Origin of the sequence: Paenibacillus foliorum (genome assembly GCF_013141765.1) — a bacterium.
In the GTDB taxonomy this organism is placed as follows: Bacteria; Bacillota; Bacilli; order Paenibacillales; family NBRC-103111; genus Paenibacillus_S; species Paenibacillus_S foliorum.
Window position 1 is genome coordinate 20704 of record NZ_WHOD01000056.1, and the last position, 19492, is coordinate 40195.

Here is a 19492-nt window from a genome sequence, read left to right on the forward strand (position 1 = left end):
CAGCTAGACAAGGCATCTACCCCAACACAATCATCACGGCGTGAGGAGACTTTGGAGGCCGCTGTAGGTGTGTTCGCATAGTTCGGTTATTACAGCACAACAACCGCACAAATAGCGGAGAAGGTCGGCATTTCCCAGCCCTATGTGTTCAAATTGTTCAAGAACAAGCAGGAGCTCTTCATTGCTTCGCTGGAGCGAGCCTTTGAACGTACGCTGAATTGCTTCATACAGCTTCAAGCTTCCCCAGATAAGCTTGTGTATGAAATGATCTCCGTCTACGAGGAGTTAATGCAGACGCACCATAACGAAATCGTTCTGCAGGTTCAAGCTCAGGGCATTCGTGATGAGCCTATCAAGCAAATGAAGGCACCCCATCACCTAGGTAAAAAGATCGTAATCGTGGATGGTATTTATGTTTATGGCAAATCGCAAATGACAAGAGTTACTGAAGAGCATCCCAAAAATCCGCATACCCATAAAGGAAAAATAAGAATAAAGTTTGAAGAGTTAATTTTTGATAACAAGTGCCACAATGTCCAGGCGCTCATTGTACGTTTACCCGATTACTATGTGCCGACTTCTCAAAATGCCAAGCTTAATTAGTCTCATGGGTTTGTTTGACCCTCTCATGAGAGAGGTTGTTGAAATCATGTACTTAACCAAAGAGCCGCTAATCCTTAGCGGAGAAAAATATATGAGAAAGGGATCGAAGAAACACTAAGGCTACGGATGCAAAGCAAGCATACTAACTAACAAAAGGCATTTGCAAACATAATCCAATTTCATCAAGAAAGGAATTTGTCATTTTTCGTCGAATAAATTATAGTACTTTAGTAGCTATTTCACTAACTTTGGGGGTGTAAATATGAGAGGAAGCCTAAAAATACGTCGCCTGCGCCTTGTCTACCTCATAATTGGTCTGGTCTTCCTTTCTATTTCAGGAACCTCCACCATTCAAATCATAGCTGCATACAAAGCTGAGCAAGCTTCTTTATACGAGACCACTCTCGCACTTAACTATGAATCTGCCCAAAAAATGAGCGTCACCATGAACACTTTATTCAGCTCCATGAAGCGTAGTTTAAGAGTGATGTCAGAGCGTATCGCCAAACAAAGTAATGCTAACGCTTCCCTGCAAAGGGACTTGGATCTATTTACGGAGAGCACTAACTATTTTAATTCAGTATTTATTATTAATAAAGATTCTACAATTATGAACGTATCGCCCATGGCAATTGGAGCAACCATTCCAAAGCTGATCTCTCAACCAGCGTTGCGAGCTTTAGAGCTCCGCCAACCTTCCATCTCGGCTCCCTTCATTACAGCAACCAATAGGCTTATTATTCTTATGACCCAGCCTATTTACGACACATCGGGAGAGTATATGGGGTATATTGGGGGTACGATCTACTTGCGTGAGGATAATATCCTTAATAGTATTTTCGGCTCTTACACAGCATCCAAATCTTATGCTTACGTTGTAGATGGGGAAGGTAATCTGCTCTATCATCCGGATAAAACACGACTGGGCGAAAACGTCGCAAAGAATAAAATAGTAGGGAAACTAACCAATGGTTTTGATGGACAAGAGGAAGTTGTTAATACGCACGGAAATTCATTTTTGGCAGGATACGCTGATTCTGATGAAAACGGATGGGGAATTGTTGTTCAGACTCCTATCGAGGTTATTAATGCGGAATCCAACAAAATGATTAAGAATGTAGTCCTGACATCACTCCCATTATTTCTTGTTATACTTCTTGTTACTTTATGGCTTGGTAAAATGCTTGCAGCCCCCTTCTCCTCCTTAGCTGAAACTGCACAAAAACTAGTGAGCGGCAGCCGAGTGGCAGACTTGCCTAAAGCCGTACACTGGAATTACGAGGCTTATCACTTAAATGAGACCATTTTATTAACTATGGACACATTGCAACAACGAGTCGACAATTACTCTATTGAGGCACAAACCGATCCATTGACTGGACTAGCTAACCGCCGGACGATGGATGTATGTTTAGCTAATTGGACGGTGGAAAATCACTCCTTTTCCGTCATAGCTATGGATATTGATCATTTCAAAGCCGTGAATGACACCTATGGCCATCAGCTCGGCGATGAGGTATTGAAATATTTAGCTGCCGTTGTACTTTCTGTGATGCGTAAAGAAGATTATTGCTGCCGTTTTGGTGGAGAAGAGTTTGTAGTGCTGATGCCTGACATCTCTATCGAACTTGCGTATAAAACAGCTGAAACACTCCGAAAAAAACTGGAGACTCATAACAGCCCGACAGGTAAACCAATCACAGTTTCAATCGGTATTGCTTCCCACCCCAACCATTCTTCTACAGACCAAACCGTCATGCAATGCGCAGATCAAGCGCTCTATACGGCCAAGAGGAACGGCAGGAATCAAACTATAGCCTACATGGCCAAAGCTGTATAAGAAAAATGCACGGTTCAGCTCCGCTGAAAACTTATACATTCTGATATTAAGAAAAAAGGTTGGGGCTGTATGCCTCAACCTTTTTATTCATTTATTGCCACACTCGGTTTATTTAAAGTTATCTAATAGAGCCTTGATTTGTGGGTTTAAATTTAATGTATTCAGGATGATCGTTAAAGCTTCCGCTCTGGTGGATGGGGCTTCTGGTTTGAACTTATCCCCTTCCTTACCCTTTATAATACCCGCTTGGGCAGCCTCTTGGATTTGACTGGAAGCAAAGGAATTGCCAGTATCGGAAAAAACTCCATTCGATTCACTCTTCTTCACGGCGTTCATATTCACGATTCGACTAATAATAGCGACCATTTCAGCTCGAGAAACGGTTTGATCCGGACGGAACTCTTCACCGTAACCATTCAAAATGCCGGCATTCGCAAGCTTTTCAAGGGTATCTTTGGCCCAGTGGCTCTTGATATCGTTCATTGTAACCGACTGCTTAGAGGCATTGTTGATATGGAATACTCTGTCGATGATCACTGCAAATTCAGCTCGTGTGATATCTCCATCCGGTCTAAATTTTCCATCGTTATAGCCATCAATAATGTTCAATTTAACGAAGATATCAATCGTTTTTTCGGCCCAATGCTGTTGGATGTCAGATAATTTCATCTTAACATCGGATTTTTTGGCATCTTCAATTCTGGTCTGAATACTCTTCACTACACTGCTATCTGTTTGTACAGCCTCGCTTTTAAATACGTCCGGGCTTGTGGGCAGTGTGGAAGGCACTGTCGGCTTAACCGTGTCCTCTGGCTGTTTCGTATCGGTTGGAGCTGCCGCTGGAGCAGAAGACCCCGTGTGGCTGGTGAGTCTAGGGACGGTGATCGTCACCACTTGAGATTGACCACCATAAGTAACGGCAACAACCGTGGTTCCGTAACCTACTGCTGTAATTGCACCGGCTGTGCTAACGACAGCCACATTCACGTTCGAGGTTTCGAATACAGCCGAGTTGGTTACATCAGCCGTTGTATTATTGCTGTAAGCCGCAGTGACGGCCAGTTGTTTCACGTCATTGAGGCGAATGCTGGCACTAATCGGATCAACCGCAAGAGACGTTACTGTCACTGGAGCAGGACCCTGAGTTGAAGTAACCGATACGCTTACTGCAATGGTTTTTGTTTCTTGAATTCCACCGGCCTTGTTAATCCTCACCGTAACATTTCCGTTTACCGCTGTATCTGTATAAGTGATGGCTCCGTTATTGGCTACGTTAACGTTGGAGGAATCCAAAGTCAACGTTACCCCCGTTGCACTCATCCCGGTTAGCCCGTTGAAGTAGGTCAAAAGGTTCGTGTACGTTCCTTCTGTAACCGTGAGGCTTGACGGCAGCAGGGCTTTCGCAGCAGCAATCGACGCATTGGCAAGCTCCGCTTGCGTTGGCGTGTGCGCCGATACCGTTATGGCGATGGTTTTTGTTTCTTGTATTCCACCGGCCTTGTTAATCATCACCGTAACGTTTCCGTTTACAGCAGAGCCTGTATAAGTGATGTCCCCGTTATTGGCTACGTTAACGTTGGAAGACACCAAAGTCAGCGTTACCCCCGTTGCACTCATCCCGGTTAGCCCATTGAAGTAGGTCAAAAGGTTCGTGTACGTTCCTTCTGTAACCGTGAGGCTTGACGGCAGCAAATTTTTAGCGGTTACGATTGTATTTTCACTGGCAAAGGTATGTTTAAAGATCACTTTCGAATATAAAGAAGAAAGATAATGCGTACCATCCGGAAGAAACACGATACCGTTTACCTGAGGATTAGTCACCGACTCTAAAAATTTAATTTTTGTCGGATCATTATCTGATTGCACGTTAAGGCTCGCATGATCAATTTTGTACATTTTACTCGAGCTATCAACAAAATGAAGGTCACCGCTCGGGTTAAATGCGATACCCGTAATCGTTTGAGGCGCGTTCGTAATAACTGCTGTCGGAACCGTTTGACCTAGTTCCAATTTGTAGATGCCTTTGGTTATATAATCGGTCATATACAGATTGTCATTCGAGTCAAAGGTCAGCCCATACATATAGGAAAAATTTCCTGAAAAATAGGTTTGACTCTGACTCGTCACCTCAGTTGCATTCAACGGTAAATTCGTTAGCGAGGCTGCCGGAATCTTATAGACGTTCTTGTTGCTGTCCCTTGTATAGAACAAGTCTCCATGACTGTTTACGGCCACAGCCATAGGTGTGGAATAGGTATTCATGACTAAAACGTCGCTAACCTGTCCGGTCGCTGTTGAAATCCTTGAAATTTTATCAGCGCTCCGTTGAGCTACATAAATATAACCATCATAATAGGCCATAGCTCTGGGATCGTTAATGGAGATCGAATCTGACAGAGTAGTAGCCCGGACCGAAGAGGGTGGGATCATACTGAAAACCATAGTTAGGATCATTACCATGAGTAGAATTTTCTTACCTTGCATACGTGTGAAAAGCCTCCTTGTAGAATGGATTAAAGCAGGATGATGAATATTGCAGATCGCACTTCATTACGAATGTTAAATCTATGACCCCCTTCATCAACAAGGTTCTAATTTACGACAAAAATTATAATAATTCGACACTTCTTTGTACCACACAGCCTCTTAACAAAATCTAAACAATGTGGGGGATCATTGCCGTTCACCAATTAAGGAATGCGCGGCTTTGCACAGAGCTTCATGCTCCCTCTACTACCCTACTCTCCACCAATTAAAAAGGAGGCTCACAAAGTCTCTAAAGACTTTGCAACCCCCATGCTTTGTATCGCTGAACACTATAGCTTCCTATCAATCTATCTAAGAGCTTCCGCCACTCTACCTCTACGCTGCTGATTTTCAGCTGCCAGATCATAAGGGTAGCTTACAAGCAGCTCACTCACATCATTCAAACGATGTATTTGTTCCTCCGTCAATGACCAGCCGCTTGCTCCCAGGTTATCATCAAGCTGGGCAACATTCCTCGCCCCGATAATCGGCGATGTTATGACGCTGCGGCTCAGCATCCAATTCAAAGCGACTTGTGCCGAAGATTTGTCCGTTTCTTTGGCAATCTCACTCAACGAATCGATAATGTTCCATGTGAACTCATTATCGTAGCGCTCCCAAGTGGCCTTATTAGCTCCAACTCGGGTATTCTCCTGCGGGATTTCTCCACGCTTGAATTTACCGCTTAGCAAGCCCCCGCGCAGTGGGCTCCATGGAATCACGCCAACTCCCTCGTTCTCACACAAAGGCAGCAGCTCATACTCCGTTGCACGACACAACAAATTATATTGCGGCTGCAAGCAGACGAACGACTCCCAGCCATTCTGGCGGGATACATAGATCGCCTTCTGCAGCTGCCACGCTCTATAGTTGCTTGCTCCGATGTAGCGGACTACACCTTTGCGAACAAGATCATTCAGCGTGCTGAGCGTTTCCTCCAGCGGAGTTGCGGCATCCCACGCATGCACTTGAAACAGATCAATATAATCAGTGCCTAATCGGCGTAAGCTGTCTTCAACGGATGCTAGAATATGCTTGCGGCTTAAGCCCATATCATTAGGACCTTCTCCCATTCCAAAGCGCACCTTAGTAGCAACAACGAAATCATTCCTGTTCTTTTCCTTCAACCAAGCGCCCACTATTTCTTCAGATAAGCCTTGTGAATAAACGTTAGCTGTATCGATAAAATTCCCGCCTGCTTCTGTATAGCCATCCATAATTCGGAAGCTTTCTTCCCGGTCCGCCGCAGCTCCGAATGTCATGGAGCCCAAACACAATTCGCTCACCTTTAAGCCTGTTTTCCCTACAAAACGGTAATCCACAAGTAATTCCTCCTCAATTAGGTTTATTGGCTGGTGTCCATTTCGTTGAAATTGCTATCTCCTACTCATTATATAAAACAAATCAACCGTTACGTAAGAGCTTACATTTTCATAACCTAGTTGGGTTGAGGTAAGTGATACAGTAATAAAGCACAACCCGCAATAAAAAACACGCCCCCTAAGCCAGAGAAGACCTCTTATAAAAGAAGCACTTCTTAGCTCGTAGAGCGTGTTAGTTCTAATAAATTCTCAGAATAATAAATGACTTGATCTTATCTTACTTGTTAAGAAACCGGATGGACAGCAAAGTCTTCTCTAGCTGCTGCCACTGCTCGTCTGTTTTAACCGCATCATTAATACGCTGACGAAGGGTGTAAATGACATCGTTCTTTTTTAGTACATACTCGTTTAAAGTATAAGGAACATTCTTACTCTTATATTGAGTTGAGAATTTTTTTACCGTAGTTTCAAACATTTCTTCATCCGTCACATTATATTTATAGTTCGCATCTGCGTCTGCATTTTTCTTATGCTCCTGCTCAATCCGATTGATAACTTCGTCCAAGCCAGACCGGTCATCAGCAGATACGGTTAGACTGCCGCCTTCAAAGTTGAACTGCTTTATCGGACTATCAAATTCGCTCTGATAACCTTCACTCCAGCTTTCCGGAGCATGTAAGGTGTACATATATTTTTTATTCGTATACGTTACAGTCCGTTTCTTATCCAGCATATCTTTCTCATCTTGAATAAATCCGAGTGAGCTATTAATAGCCTCCTTGGAAAAATGCACTGATTTCACGAAATTTCCAATTAACTTATTAATCTCTTCACCATCAGCCGTCTTAGGGAACGAAAAGCTCACCTCATATTTATACTTGTCCTTGATGATGTAGATTACATGATACTGATGCCATTTATCTCCCATTGTTGTTGCATACCGATTCTCAAGAGCCGTCACACCCCCTACTGAAATCTCTTGGAGGACCTGCATCTCACGGTAACCTTCAACGTAGCTATCTGTGAACAGTCGTTCCTGCCTCGCTGCCCAATCCTTAGCGGTGTCACCGGAAGCAGCTGAGGTTACCCTGATGGACATTGATTGCTCCCCATCCTCATTGCCAAAGTTCATATCCCGGCCCCAGCCCTGCCTGCTCCATTCCAATGGGACATCGAAGGTTAATCCGTAATCCGTTGTCACGGTGTCCCCAGTGTTATAAGCGGATATATCTTTTAATGCCGTGTTGCTTGAATCGAAGGACAGAACGAATGTATCAAGAAGATCATTATAGCTATTCCGTTTAAATTCGTTATTGTAGTTATTTTCCTCATCAACCATCAGCATGATATAAAATATTTTATCTTCTTTCAAAAAAGCACGAATTTGATAATACCCGCCAGCTTCATCTCGTTTTCCGACAAGCAAAGCATAAGGCTGCGGAGACTGCTCGACATACCGCTTTTCCAGTACCGTAGAGTTGGCTTTTCCGCTTAGCTTTTTCAACAAACCGAGTGGAGACAGATCTTCGCTTTGCTTCTCCTTAACAAGGATGTTAATAGCAAATTCACCTTTGGCATCAGCCAGGTAAATATTATCGTCTCCCTTGGACTGGTCTGCTTTAATCAGCCCCGCCGGATATTTCATTGACCAACCAAAGTGGCTGTCGCCAATCTGAGTTTTACCCTGGTCCGCATCAATATAAGAGCCGTCGGCGTCCTGCACAACATTAGTTGAATTGGAACGTTCCTCTGCAAGCACAACATCGACTGTCTTGGTTGAATTGCCGGATTGTACGGTTAAGCGAACCTTTTGCTCGGGCAGGTAGTTTTTCAAAGCTTCATTATACTGTACCCGATTAAGGGTCTGTTTGGAATCGATAGATAACAGAACATCACCCTGCTTAATCCCCGCCTTCGCAGCCGGAGAATCGGGCTCCACATAAGTTACCTCCAAGCCATTGCTGGATGGCAGGCCAACTACCGCTTCCCAGCTTTCCCCAAGCTCCAAGCCAAGATTCGGACGTTTAACCTTACCGTATTTACGGAAATGCTCCAATACATGCTGTACGGTATCAACAGGAATCGCAAAGCCTAGACCATCAACACCATATTGAACATATTTAAGCGTGTTAATGCCAATGACTTGTCCCTTCATATTAACAAGCGCACCCCCGCTGTTGCCGGGATTGATCGCAGCATCCGTTTGGATCAGTTGATATTTGGATTGTACCGAGCGGTCCATACCGCTTACAATCCCGTAGGTTACAGAGTTGCGTAACGCAAAAGATAACGGGGTTCCGATTGCCATCACGGATTCTCCGACTTTAATGTCTGATGGTGCTGCGAATGTGGCTGGTGTCAGTCCAGCTGCATCGATTTTCACCAAAGCCAAGTCGCTTTCTTCATCATAATGGGTAGTTTTGCCCGGATACGATTTGCCATCCGAAGTTACTACATTGATATTACGCATATTTTTAACTACATGTGCATTAGTAAGAATAGAGCCATTGCTTTCTACTATTACACCTGTACCGTGGGCTAGGTCATAACGATCCCGTTCCCTCGAATCCTTGCCGTTGCTTGGCTTACCAATAATAGCCACCACGGAGGATGTTGTTTTTTGAATGACAGCTGGAATTGAGGCTTGGTCATTTAAAGCGTCTGCATATGCTCCCGTCCCCGCCACTGTCATTAACAACAGCGTCACTGCTGTAGCTCTCATCAAGCCCTTGCTTACTTGCTTCCATCTCTTCAATTTACATGTCTCCCGTCAATAATTTCCATCATGTTCCATTAAAATCTAACATAAAGAAAGAACTGCTGGCAATGATAGAATGGTCCTGACTAGCTAAAAAGGTGTCAAACTTATCATTTTTAAATGAAAGGAAACGTTTCTAAGCCTATGATATAATCGTCACACAGACAGATGGAATAAATAGGAGCATGTCTGACGAGTTGCTTTCGTGGGAAAGGCTCCTAATAGCAGCCTTAAATGAAAAGAGGTGGGATGACTGCATGAATGATAGAGATGATGGTAAACAAGATGATAGAGAAAATAGAGAAGATAGGCATGATAGAGTTGGAGAAAACGATACAGCAAAAATAGAGGGGACCCAAGCTAGCGTTAATACAAATGAAATAAATAATAATGTGCATCTGGTGACTCGAGTAGAAGATTTGGAGAAGAAAGTGGCTGATCTCGAGCGGCAGCTCCTTGAGCTGCATAGCGGGAGATTAGCACCGCCACAGAAGCCTGCTCCTGTATACACGGTGCAGCCTGTTGGTAGCAAGCAGCCTGGAGGATCCGTGCCTACCAATCCATACCAGGCTCCTGTTTCTGAACCGAAGCCCAAGACAGATTGGGAACATCTGATTGCCCGAGTCTGGCTCCCACGCATCTTCATTGCCGTACTGCTCATCGGCGTTGTATGGGGCTTCACTGCTGCCATTAGCGCAGGCATCATTACGGAGCCTGTCCGCTGCATATTGGGAGTTTTAGCGTCGGCCTTTATGTACTGGCAAGGAGAAAGACAATCCCGCCAAAGCCGTCATGCGCTCGGACAGGTGCTGCTCGGGGGCTCCGTTGCTGTACTGCTGCTGGCGTTAGCCGCTGCCCATATGCTGTATGGGCTCATTCCGGCTTGGCTTGCTTTTACATTCTATGTACTCACAATCAGCACTGGCCTGTGGACCTCCCTTCGTCACCGTTCACAAGCACTCTCCGTTATCATGATGCTTGCCGGTTATTTGATCCCGTTTCTGGTAGACAGCGCCAAGCCTAATATTTGGACTTTCACAGCCTACGAGACTGTGTTCTCCATCGTAATGATCGTATTGGCGCACCGCTATGCTTATAGAGTGGCTTATTATACCGCCTTTTTCATTCTACATGCGCCGCTGTTAATCGGCAGCTTAATCGCTGATGACCCAGAGGGCCGGTACGCTCTTATGATTGCCGTATTGCTTCAGCACGCTGTGCTGTTTACGCTGTCTACCTTCCGCCAGAACGGCGAACAGAAGGCTAATCGACCGGTCTCCCTTTTCCTCAGCTTTGGATTAGTCGCAGCTTGGATGTACGGTTTGTTTGGAGATGAGGCCCCCTTCATATACCGCCTTGTTGTAGTATCCTGCGCACTAGTCTACAGCGTGACGGCCTATTGGCTCATCAAGCAAAAGAAAGCCGCAGCCATCCATCTGGCCATAGCTACCTTTGCTTGGTTCCTATGGTTAGTGCATGTGCTTAATGCAGATCACCTATCCTCTGCAACGCTGGTCGAGGGTACACTAGCGATCATCTTAGGGATCAAGCTAAAAAGCAAGCTGCAGCAAATAACAGGCAGCTTGGCCTATTTATTTGGAATGTGCAGCGTATGGGTACAGCCCATTGATGCTATCTTTTCCGCTGAAACAATAGCTTGGCTGATGCTCTTAGCTTCCCTCGTCGTGTTGTACGAATTCTTAAAACGATTGCCCGAAGGCTCAGCCAACTGGCACCAACGCTATAAGAGCAGCTTGCTTTGGATAGATTCCGTATTGTTCCTTATATTCATCACCCAGGTTACCCAAGTCCTCACACATTCACTTTCTGCTGATTTACAGCACTTGCTGCTGTCGGCGGTATGGGTACTCTACGCTATTGCCGTCATTGTTACGGGCGTTGTTATGGGCAAGCAAAAGCTGCGCCTTGCAGGCATTCTGTTCTTATTCATCACCCTGCTAAAAATTATTTTCGCCGATCTCCCAGATGTTTCAACCGCCGTCCGCGCCGTTCTGTTTATCGGGCTCGGCATCATCGGCGTTGCCGTATCGCGATTGTTTTATAAACGGAAAGATTAATGCCTTGCGCCGTCCTTTGTGTGCAGTGTAAAAAGCTAAGACAGCTCTTTAGATACAGGCTGTCTTAGCTTTTTGGCATAGGCTGATTTGCATGTCGTTAATGTGGCCTTGTATTTACTTCGAGAATCCATACCGAGCCTTTTTTATCAATGCCAAAATCATAACCGAGCTCCCCGATACCTGGATAACGCGATTCCAATAAAAACGTACACGTTCGTGCAACTCCGCACATCGTGTCTCTTTTCGATTTAACCATTCTTGCCGGAAAGGTCCTTCGAAGAGCGTGGGATCCTTGAAGCAGGGTGCCTCCCTTGCATAGATTGGTGACGAACAGTCCCGGGCGAGCGAGTCGGCCTACTATGGCTCTTATATGCCACGAACGGCCGGCTTTAACTAGCTTTACACGGTAATCCACAGGTCTTCCATCAATAGTGGTCAATTGAATGCCCTGCTGAAGCATGTAGGAACGGCCATTGCGAATGCGGTTTAACGCACGGACAAGCCCATCCAAGGAATGAACCTTTATTTGATTCCCGTAGTAGTGGTACATGTATCCACCCTGCGTTTTTTGAACCTTCACAACACGATTTCCGCCTGTTCCAACAAAAGGCTTTGCCACAACAAAAGGGTATCGCTGAAGCATATCACGCAGGTTGGAAGCACTAAAATGCCTCATTGCCGGAATATGCTTAGCAACACCCTGATGACGCAGCAGAATAGCGAACTTCGACCATTTATTAGCGACTCGTCGCATGAAAAAAGTCCCTCCTCTCTGTTCACCCAGCCTGTATTATAGAGTATTCAGGACTATCCATTTGAACCTAGACGCTTGTCACATGTCTGTTGGCTTTTGATGCGGTTCATCTAAAAAGGGCAGCCCCGAACCTTTTATCAAGTTCAAGACTGCTCTCTTGTAACGCCTATTAAGTTTACTGCCACACTTCACGCAGAGCCTTTCTGAACAGATCATCCAGCACATTATCCTGCTTTTCTGCTCCGGTGGGCGCTTGATTAAGATTAGCCACTTCTTCCAAACATGCTATCTGCTTTTCCAGATAATCGTTAAGGATATTCATCCCTGGCTCCAAGTCGAATTCCTCGCCCGCTTTTTTACGCAATATTAATTTGTTAATCTCCCGTTCTAATGCAGGCTCTAATTGAAGCCCCGCGATCAAATCCCCATGATCAACTGGCGCTATACTGCCCCGCTCCAAAATCCATATGCAGGCAAGTATAGGCCGGAGCACGTAAAAATACTTTTTTATTTGGACAATCTCTCCTTGGAGATAATGTCTATAATTTCTTTTTGCCATATGCAAGTAGTGATAAATGCTGACCCGCGGCGAGAACAGGAGCGGACTAAGCTCGCGAATTTGCTGTGCTACCGTATAACGCTCCATATAGGAGATTGGCGATTCTAGCCACTCCAGCAGCGACGGATTCGATTTGCGGAATAAGTTGAGCGCTTTTTTCAAATCCCACCCGTTGATATCGAGCTGCTCACTAATCGGACGTTCTATCACATCCCGCTTCTCCAGGATCGATAAGTACCAATCGGTTGGTCGGACATATAGAAACCGCACATCATAATCGCTATCTTGGGACGGAAATCCCCATGCACGACTTCCCGATTCGCACGCATATACTATCCGCACCTGCTCCTCGTGTTCGATTCTCAGCAGCTCGCTTTGTATTTTGGAGGTAAAGTCGGACATCATCGTAAGCTGCTCCTTTCTGCTGATCCAACCATGATATTTTAACTTCTAACCGTGGGGATCGAGGGTTCCTTGTAGTAGTTTAATAACTCTTGATCGATTTCATCTATATATCCAATAGGAGCGGCTTGATCCCAAAACACAATTTCTTGTGCCTCCGCATTCTTCTCAAAAGGCCTTTCTACTTCAATAAATCCGCAATACAAGCCTCCATATTCAATCTTACCATTGGCTAATACGAATTTCATCAATCCCCTGAACTGTATCTTGCTAGGAATTTGATTCGTTTCTTCAAGCATTTCTCTGAGTGCACATTCCCGGAGACTTTCTCCTTCTTCTAGTATGCCGCCTGCTAACTCCCAATGCTTTTTCCAAGTATTATACAATAATAAAAATCCATTAGCACCGCGTGCAACAACCAACGCATGGGTTAAAGGATACTGTAGGTTGCATGAGTCAATCTGTTCTTCCGTAACTTCAATAAATTGTTCAAAAATATCTCCTCGTCTGTTTATACAAATGGTCATTTTCGATTCTCCTTTACTAAATGTCAAAATAGACGCCGAGTTGGGCTGCACTTCATTTTATATCAGCAAAGGATCACCTGTGCAATTATACACATTCGTCCTCTCGTTGGAGCATTTCAAAATATTTGGTGAAGCCGGCGGGACTTGAACCCGCGACCTCCGGTCTGACAAACCGGTGAGAACTCCCACTTCTCCACAGCTTCATAAGGTTGGACGGATAGGGACGGAGTGAACCGCATGTCTGCCAGCCACCGAGATTGCAGCAGCCTCTATGACTACGCCTATCCATAAAAGGGAGAACAACAGGAATCGCACCCGAGCTTACCGATTCAACATCGGCAGCGGTTACTTTTTCTCCAAAGAAACTAAAAAGACTACTCGCTCACATGCTCTTCCCTGCCAATACAGGCATAAGAAAAGCCACTGTGATTCAGCAGCCTTGAGCAACCCTATTCCTGGTACACATGAATTTGAATGTGTCAGGCCAGCCCTGCTTGCTCAGAAGGAGGGGGTAAGGATGCACAAAAACTACTGTGGATATATGGAAAATTTGAATGATTTGCATGATTTGAAAACTCCCCATGCGGCAATTTATTCTCCAACTGCTTATGATTCAATGCTTGATGTAGCTGTATACTCATTGTACCCTTCTCCTTTCCGATTGGACTGTTGTAGTGTAATTTTTAAACATAGTGTTAAAAAAGCTGCATATTCCCGCCTTCTTCCCTGCCCTCTGGGCAAAAGAAAAAGGCTGCGAATTCGCAGCCCCACATACCGAAACCTATCGTACAGTCAATTTACAAGTTGTAAACGCCGTACCGGTACATGAAAGCTGTGCCAAGTGCGAATATTCGTATAGGAATTATGATTGAGCTCTTGTTGCATATGATTTGAATGGTTATGCTTAGTCATCTTCCTACACCCCTTTCGCCCAATGGCTTTCTTCAACGTGGACACATCTTAACACGAGATTTTCAAATAAGTCAACCATATATTACAAAATCATGATTTTTTTAACTTTAAAAGAAATCCACTGCCAGATGTCCTATTGATAGTAGAAAAATGTGTACAAAATGAGATATACTAAACTAAATAATTTGGTTTGGTCGTGAAGCACACGCCGTTTCCATCCATGCAACTGTTGGAGTTCTACTCCTCGGGCATGGTGGGAGCGGCGTTTTTCTTTTGACCATCATGAGGGGGTGAACTTAAATGAAATTTGAGCAGGCATTCGAGCATTTTATGCATTCTCAGATCATTGCTGAAACAAACCGCAGAAGACGAGAACGACTAGAGAAAGGGCTCGGACATGGGGAAAAAGAATTTTTACGAACGATATGGTATCCAGTAGTGGGACATCTCGACCACCTTTACCCCGAATGGGAAGTTAGTGATTTCGCGAACGGCTACAGGTATTTGGATCTTGCTTATATGCCTGGAGAAGCCAAAGGTGTTATAGAGATCCAAGGATATGCATCCCATGCGCGGGATATTGAAGTTTGGAGATTTAAGGATCTCTGCATACGTCACTGTCATCTTGCGCTGGACGGATGGATGGTTATGCCAATAGCCTATCCCTCGATTATTGAAACACCCAAACAATGCCAGCAGCTTATTTTATCATTCATCGGCAAATTTATTTCGTTGGATGTGCCAGAGAAATTATCCTGTCTAGAAAGTGAAGCGCTTCGGTTCGCGCGAAGATTACTCCGTCCGTTCACACCCTCAGAGCTATCTGCTCATCTTAGAGTAAGCAACAGGCATGCCAGAACACTTCTGCATAACTTGGTCGATAAGCAGCTTTTAGTCGTAGCTGGCGGCCAAGCACGGGCGAGAACCTATAAGCTTCATTACTAAGCGGAACCTAGGTGCGTTATATTACTCGTTCAAGCTAAGAGGAACCTAGGTGCGTTATATTACTCGTTTAAGCTAAGAGGAACCTAGGTGCGTTATATTACTCGTTCAAGCCAATATTCACCATCAAGCGGAACTACGATGCTCTATTATGCAACTATTGCCCCCTAATAAGCTAATTTTAGTGTAATAGCGCACCCTAGTTCCGTTCAGGCCAAATGAAAGCGTATCCAACTAAAAATAACGTATCTACGTTCCTCATGAGTGGGAGTGAGTAATACAGGAACAGCTGCAACACTTGCAGTAACTAAAGCAGTAACTAAAGCAATAACATGCAATAACATGCAATAACATAAAAAATAAAATAGTGAGAGCACTTAAGCTTCCAGCATACCAACCCCAAGAAGGTCCTGCCTGCCACATTGCTTAAGCACTTAAGCTTGTTCCAGTACCCCAACCCAAAACGGGTCTTACCTGCCCCGCAGCTTAAGCACATAAGCTTCCCTCAAGGGTAAACGACTGCGAAGTCCCTCAAAAGCTATCGTACTGGTCACGGTTGAACGATCCCAAGTATAACGCTATACTATCTATTCAACCCAAGAGGGCCCTCCCAGCAGCTAATGCTGCCGAGAGGACCCTCTTTCTTTTTATCGCACTCTATGATCCCATTGAAGCGGTCCGCAGCTTGCGCGCCTCTGCAATCTGGGTATAAAAATCCGGACTGGCGCTAAGCATCCAGTTACGATGTAGCACTGCCGTATCGTCCTTCTCCGGTTCTCCATAGGGCCAACCTTGGCCAATGCCTTCTGAGTAGTCCTTGATCAGCATCACAAACGCGTTGCTCCAAGAGCGCGCGCCTCTGTTGTGAGGGACAAGCGGATAGTACTGGTCGTAAGCCGCGCGAATCACAGCATGTACAACTTCCTGCAGCACACCTGGAATATCCGCGTTCTCCAGCTTCTCAGCAAGTGCTTCCGGCAGCTCCGGCTCATCGGTTGAAGCATGCTGCTCGTACTCCTCTTGAGTAACGACTCCTTGCTCTTTAGCCAACCACAGCTTCATTCTGTCTAGAGCAGGCTTGTAGGAGGCAGGAACCGATACCGTTAGCTCCGGCTTAGGATCGTCCAGATTAATAACGAACGACTCCTCCATCTTATGAATCCGCACATTGCCTCTGACTCCTAACCATCTAAGCGCAAGCAGCGCGTGAGTCCTGACCTTCCCGTCCACCTGCTCATTACGGCAAACGCGGCGAAGCATTCTCTCGCTCCGTGGATCAGGGAGCATGCACAACAGACGAACACCGGAAAGCACCATCTCTGGATCTTCCAGCCAAACTTGTGCCAGAGCAAATATCGAGTCAACCGATTCAGTAAGCAGCCAATCAAGCTCGATGCGACGATTCGCGAACTCTTCAAGACTCAGCATACCCTGACTTTTAAGCGTTTCCTCTCCATGTTCTGCCAGCAAGCCATTATAAGCATTGTCCAAATCCTCAGCCATCTTGACGAAGGTTTGTCTTTCCTCAGGGCTTGCCCCGAAACGGACAGACATCGAACGCACCCACTGCGCAAGCGCTTGCGGGCTATTCTGGAACATCATTAACGCAAAGGTAACCATATCCTTGTCATACGGCAGCTGCTGCTGCAGGGCAAATCTCGCAAGTATCGTTTGAGCGTCATACTCCTTGCGCATTAAGCTCATGGCAAGCACAAGCCCATTCCATGCATTTCCATTTGAATTGTTTTCAAGAATAGCGCGGTAAAAACAGAATGCAGACGCTCCATAAGAATCTTCCTGTAAATAATGACGGCCCAATCCGCCCATATCTTGACTCATCTTCTGTTCAACCTCCGTGTTGATATTAAGACAAGTATACAACACCAGCGCGCTATTCAAAACCTTTTATTTTTTTGTGCAAGGTACGGTATTCATTCGGCGAGATGCCCTCTACCTTCTTAAATACTCTTAGAAATGTAGTTCGGCTATGAATGCCTATCCTTTCAGCAATATCGTTCACTCTTAGATCGGTTTGAACCAGTAATTCCTTCGCTTTTTCAATCCGTACCTGGTTAATATAGTCGGTTAAATATTCACCGGTTTTATCTTTAAACACCCTGGAAACATATTTGACGGAAACACCCATTTCATCAGCAATTTGCTCAAGACCGAGATCTTGTGTGTAGTGCTCTTGAATGTATTTCTCAATCAAGGATACGAGATTTCCGGTTTTTTGCCCCCTCTGGGCTTTCGTCGTTTCTATGATTCGAGTGAAAAATTCAATTGCAGCCTTCTCCAGCTCTTTGGTTCCCAGGAACGATTCTCCAAATGCTTTTTCACTAAAAGGAAGCTCGTGTTCCATCTCTAGCTGTGCGACGCTTTGCCCTTTTTCTGCCAAAAATCGAACGCCGGTCACATACATTTCTTTAAACAGCTGCAGCATGTGTTCGTAGGATACACCGTGCTGTACATTGCTTTCTACCACACTTACAATTACATCCTGCACGGCTGGAACGTCGCCCAGCTTCAAGTAATTCAATATCTTTTGCTCGTCATGAAGCGAGTATTGGTAGCTATTTTCAATGGACAGCTGATTGGAATCCACGATCTGAAATCTCTGGTCCTTATTGCGCTTGCTGACCGCCGTCATCGCTTCATTATAAGAAGCTCCGATATCATTTACATTCGTGTAAAAAGTGCCGATACCAATGGTAATATCGTAATACATGCGAATATCATATTCAAAAATATTAAGCATGCTGTGGAACGCCGGATGCAGCAATTCCGTATCCTGCGGACCCTCGATATTAATTAAGCAAACGAATAAATTTTGCCTATGCTCCAATACATAACACGGAACTTGGTTGCCGAGCAGATTCCAAACAATCTTTTTGATGCCGTTAATAATATAGATACGCTCGGTATCCTGAATATCCTGATAAAAAGCATCCTTGAAGTCAAAAAACACCGTGCAGCATATAAATCCGGAATGAGTGAAGCCGAAGTCAGCCTTCAATGTTTCGCGTAGAATTTCTTCCTGATTGATGGTGTGGCCTTTTAACAAAAATAACAAGGAATATTCCACATACTCACTCGTCTGCTTATCGTATTTCACCTTATACTGCTGGTGGCTGTCAGACATTCTGTTGATCCCCTGCTGTATAAGCTCAAACTCGTTAGCAGCGGCATTGACATTGACTTCATTTTCACCGTTCATAGGCACGCTCTTCTGTGCAATAATGTCCCGGATATTACGAATTGGATTATAAATGCGCAGGCTGAACACGAATGAAAACACGATACCCATCACCATGAGCACAATGCACAACAAAAGCGTCATTTGCAAAATACCGACCGTATAATGGTTGAATTCATCAATCGGGGTGAACGAATAGTAGTCCCATCCATACAAATCTGATTTAACATGCGCCACCATATAAGGCTTCCCGCTAACCTTCAGTTCCTTGGAGCCGCCGATGTTTCCTTCAAAAGCAGTGTTTAGGCTCGCCGCTGTCACTGGACCGTTCAAGTAACCGTTGGCATCATACAGAGCTTCCCGAGTACCATCTAATACGACAAAGCCGGTGGAGTCGAATACCGCTCCCCCCTTCAATGTCTTCTCGATCGTCTGCACATCCATATTCACAACCATAACCGCGTTATGATTGCGAATTCGGTTGGTCATAACAATGGGGACAACCTGCTTCACATGGATTTTTTCTTGAATCACCTTCGTTACTGGCAGAAGCTCCACACTTTTGTCCGAGCCCTGCTTCTTCATCCAATAACTGGCGTCGTATTTATCGTATTTGTACATGTTATTGAAAAAGGATTCAAAATAGTTAACCCCGCCGCTAACATATACATCCTGATTGTCGATATAAACAAACATCGAATCGGTATACTTGCTGACAATGTTTTCATTACGCTGCAAAATACGCGGCAATCTCCACAGCTCTGCTTTCACTTCAAGGCTTTGCAGATTTTTGGGCATAAGCAGCGTCTGAACGGTATCGTCATATAAAAAGTTAACTCCGGTTTCCTGCGTAGTTTTGATATACAAATCAACGGCATTCGCCGAAGATCCCAGATTCGTGGAAATCCTTTGGTTGAACTCATTTTTCATAATGCTAACCGAGTACCAATACTCGGAAATACCGATTATGACAATAGGAATCAAGAGAGACAGGAAATAGCATAGAATAGTCAGGAACAGCCTATTTTGTTTACCTTGCATTCCTCTGAATGGTTTCATTCCTGGGATTTTCA

The 19492-nt window shown here is 44.8% G+C and carries 11 protein-coding genes, 1 tRNA gene and 2 pseudogenes; 5 read left to right on the forward strand and 9 right to left on the reverse strand.

Features of this window, described 5'->3' with window-relative positions; genetic code table 11:
- Positions 1 to 96: 96 nt before the first annotated feature.
- From GC093_RS36910 to GC093_RS14910, 3 genes and pseudogenes are all read left to right on the forward strand, one after another.
- Positions 97 to 174, forward strand: a pseudogene (locus tag GC093_RS36910) (TetR family transcriptional regulator); the annotation flags it as partial.
- A 186-nt stretch (positions 175 to 360) separates the two neighbouring features.
- Positions 361 to 721 (forward strand): annotated as a pseudogene (locus tag GC093_RS36915) (Rossmann-fold NAD(P)-binding domain-containing protein); the annotation flags it as partial.
- Between the two features lie 144 nt (positions 722 to 865).
- Complete coding sequence (locus GC093_RS14910; protein WP_171652685.1) at positions 866 to 2443, forward strand: sensor domain-containing diguanylate cyclase; 1578 nt, start codon at positions 866 to 868, stop codon at positions 2441 to 2443.
- A 108-nt stretch (positions 2444 to 2551) separates the two neighbouring features.
- Here the strand turns inward: GC093_RS14910 and GC093_RS14915 are convergent, their stop codons facing one another.
- From GC093_RS14915 to GC093_RS14925, 3 genes are all read right to left on the reverse strand, one after another.
- A complete protein-coding gene (locus GC093_RS14915; RefSeq protein ID WP_171652686.1) occupies positions 2552 to 4927 on the reverse strand; it encodes an S-layer homology domain-containing protein in 2376 nt (791 codons plus the stop codon).
- A 350-nt stretch (positions 4928 to 5277) separates the two neighbouring features.
- On the reverse strand, positions 5278 to 6291 hold the full coding sequence (locus GC093_RS14920) for an aldo/keto reductase (protein ID WP_171652687.1): 1014 nt from the start codon (positions 6289 to 6291) through the stop codon (positions 5278 to 5280).
- Positions 6292 to 6568: 277 nt separating this feature from the next.
- Entirely contained in the window at positions 6569 to 9046 is a 2478-nt protein-coding gene (locus tag GC093_RS14925) for a S1C family serine protease (protein ID WP_246314404.1), read from the reverse strand.
- Positions 9047 to 9306: 260 nt separating this feature from the next.
- Here GC093_RS14925 and GC093_RS14930 point away from each other — a divergent pair, with 260 nt between their 5' ends.
- Entirely contained in the window at positions 9307 to 11127 is a 1821-nt protein-coding gene (locus GC093_RS14930) for a DUF2339 domain-containing protein (RefSeq protein ID WP_171652688.1), read from the forward strand.
- A gap of 97 nt (positions 11128 to 11224) precedes the next feature.
- Here GC093_RS14930 and GC093_RS14935 read toward each other — a convergent pair whose 3' ends face one another.
- The 4 genes from GC093_RS14935 to GC093_RS14950 all read right to left on the reverse strand — a co-directional run bounded on the left by GC093_RS14935 (position 11225) and on the right by GC093_RS14950 (position 13572).
- Positions 11225 to 11881 carry a YheC/YheD family protein gene (locus tag GC093_RS14935; protein ID WP_171652689.1) on the reverse strand — a complete coding sequence of 219 codons (657 nt, stop codon included), beginning with the start codon at positions 11879 to 11881 and terminating at the stop codon, positions 11225 to 11227.
- 175 nt (positions 11882 to 12056) lie between these two features.
- Positions 12057 to 12842, reverse strand: coding sequence for a nucleotidyltransferase domain-containing protein (locus GC093_RS14940; protein WP_171652792.1), 786 nt, complete (start codon positions 12840 to 12842; stop codon positions 12057 to 12059).
- A gap of 41 nt (positions 12843 to 12883) precedes the next feature.
- Positions 12884 to 13369, reverse strand: a complete 486-nt coding sequence (locus GC093_RS14945; RefSeq protein WP_171652690.1) for an NUDIX hydrolase — start codon at positions 13367 to 13369, stop codon at positions 12884 to 12886.
- 126 nt (positions 13370 to 13495) lie between these two features.
- Positions 13496 to 13572 (reverse strand) — tRNA-Asp (locus GC093_RS14950).
- Between the two features lie 1009 nt (positions 13573 to 14581).
- On the opposite strand from GC093_RS14950, the gene GC093_RS14955 reads away from it, so the two are divergent.
- Positions 14582 to 15226, forward strand: a complete 645-nt coding sequence (locus GC093_RS14955) for a transcriptional regulator (protein WP_171652691.1) — start codon at positions 14582 to 14584, stop codon at positions 15224 to 15226.
- A gap of 654 nt (positions 15227 to 15880) precedes the next feature.
- On the opposite strand, the gene GC093_RS14960 is transcribed toward GC093_RS14955, so the two are convergent.
- Together GC093_RS14960 and GC093_RS14965 are read right to left on the reverse strand one after the other, a co-directional pair.
- On the reverse strand, positions 15881 to 17062 hold the full coding sequence (locus GC093_RS14960) for a HEAT repeat domain-containing protein (RefSeq protein ID WP_171652692.1): 1182 nt from the start codon (positions 17060 to 17062) through the stop codon (positions 15881 to 15883).
- Positions 17063 to 17114: 52 nt separating this feature from the next.
- The gene (locus GC093_RS14965; protein WP_171652693.1) at positions 17115 to 19478 is read right to left on the reverse strand and encodes a helix-turn-helix domain-containing protein; all 2364 of its coding nucleotides are present in this window, start codon (positions 19476 to 19478) and stop codon (positions 17115 to 17117) included.
- Positions 19479 to 19492: the final 14 nt, after the last annotated feature.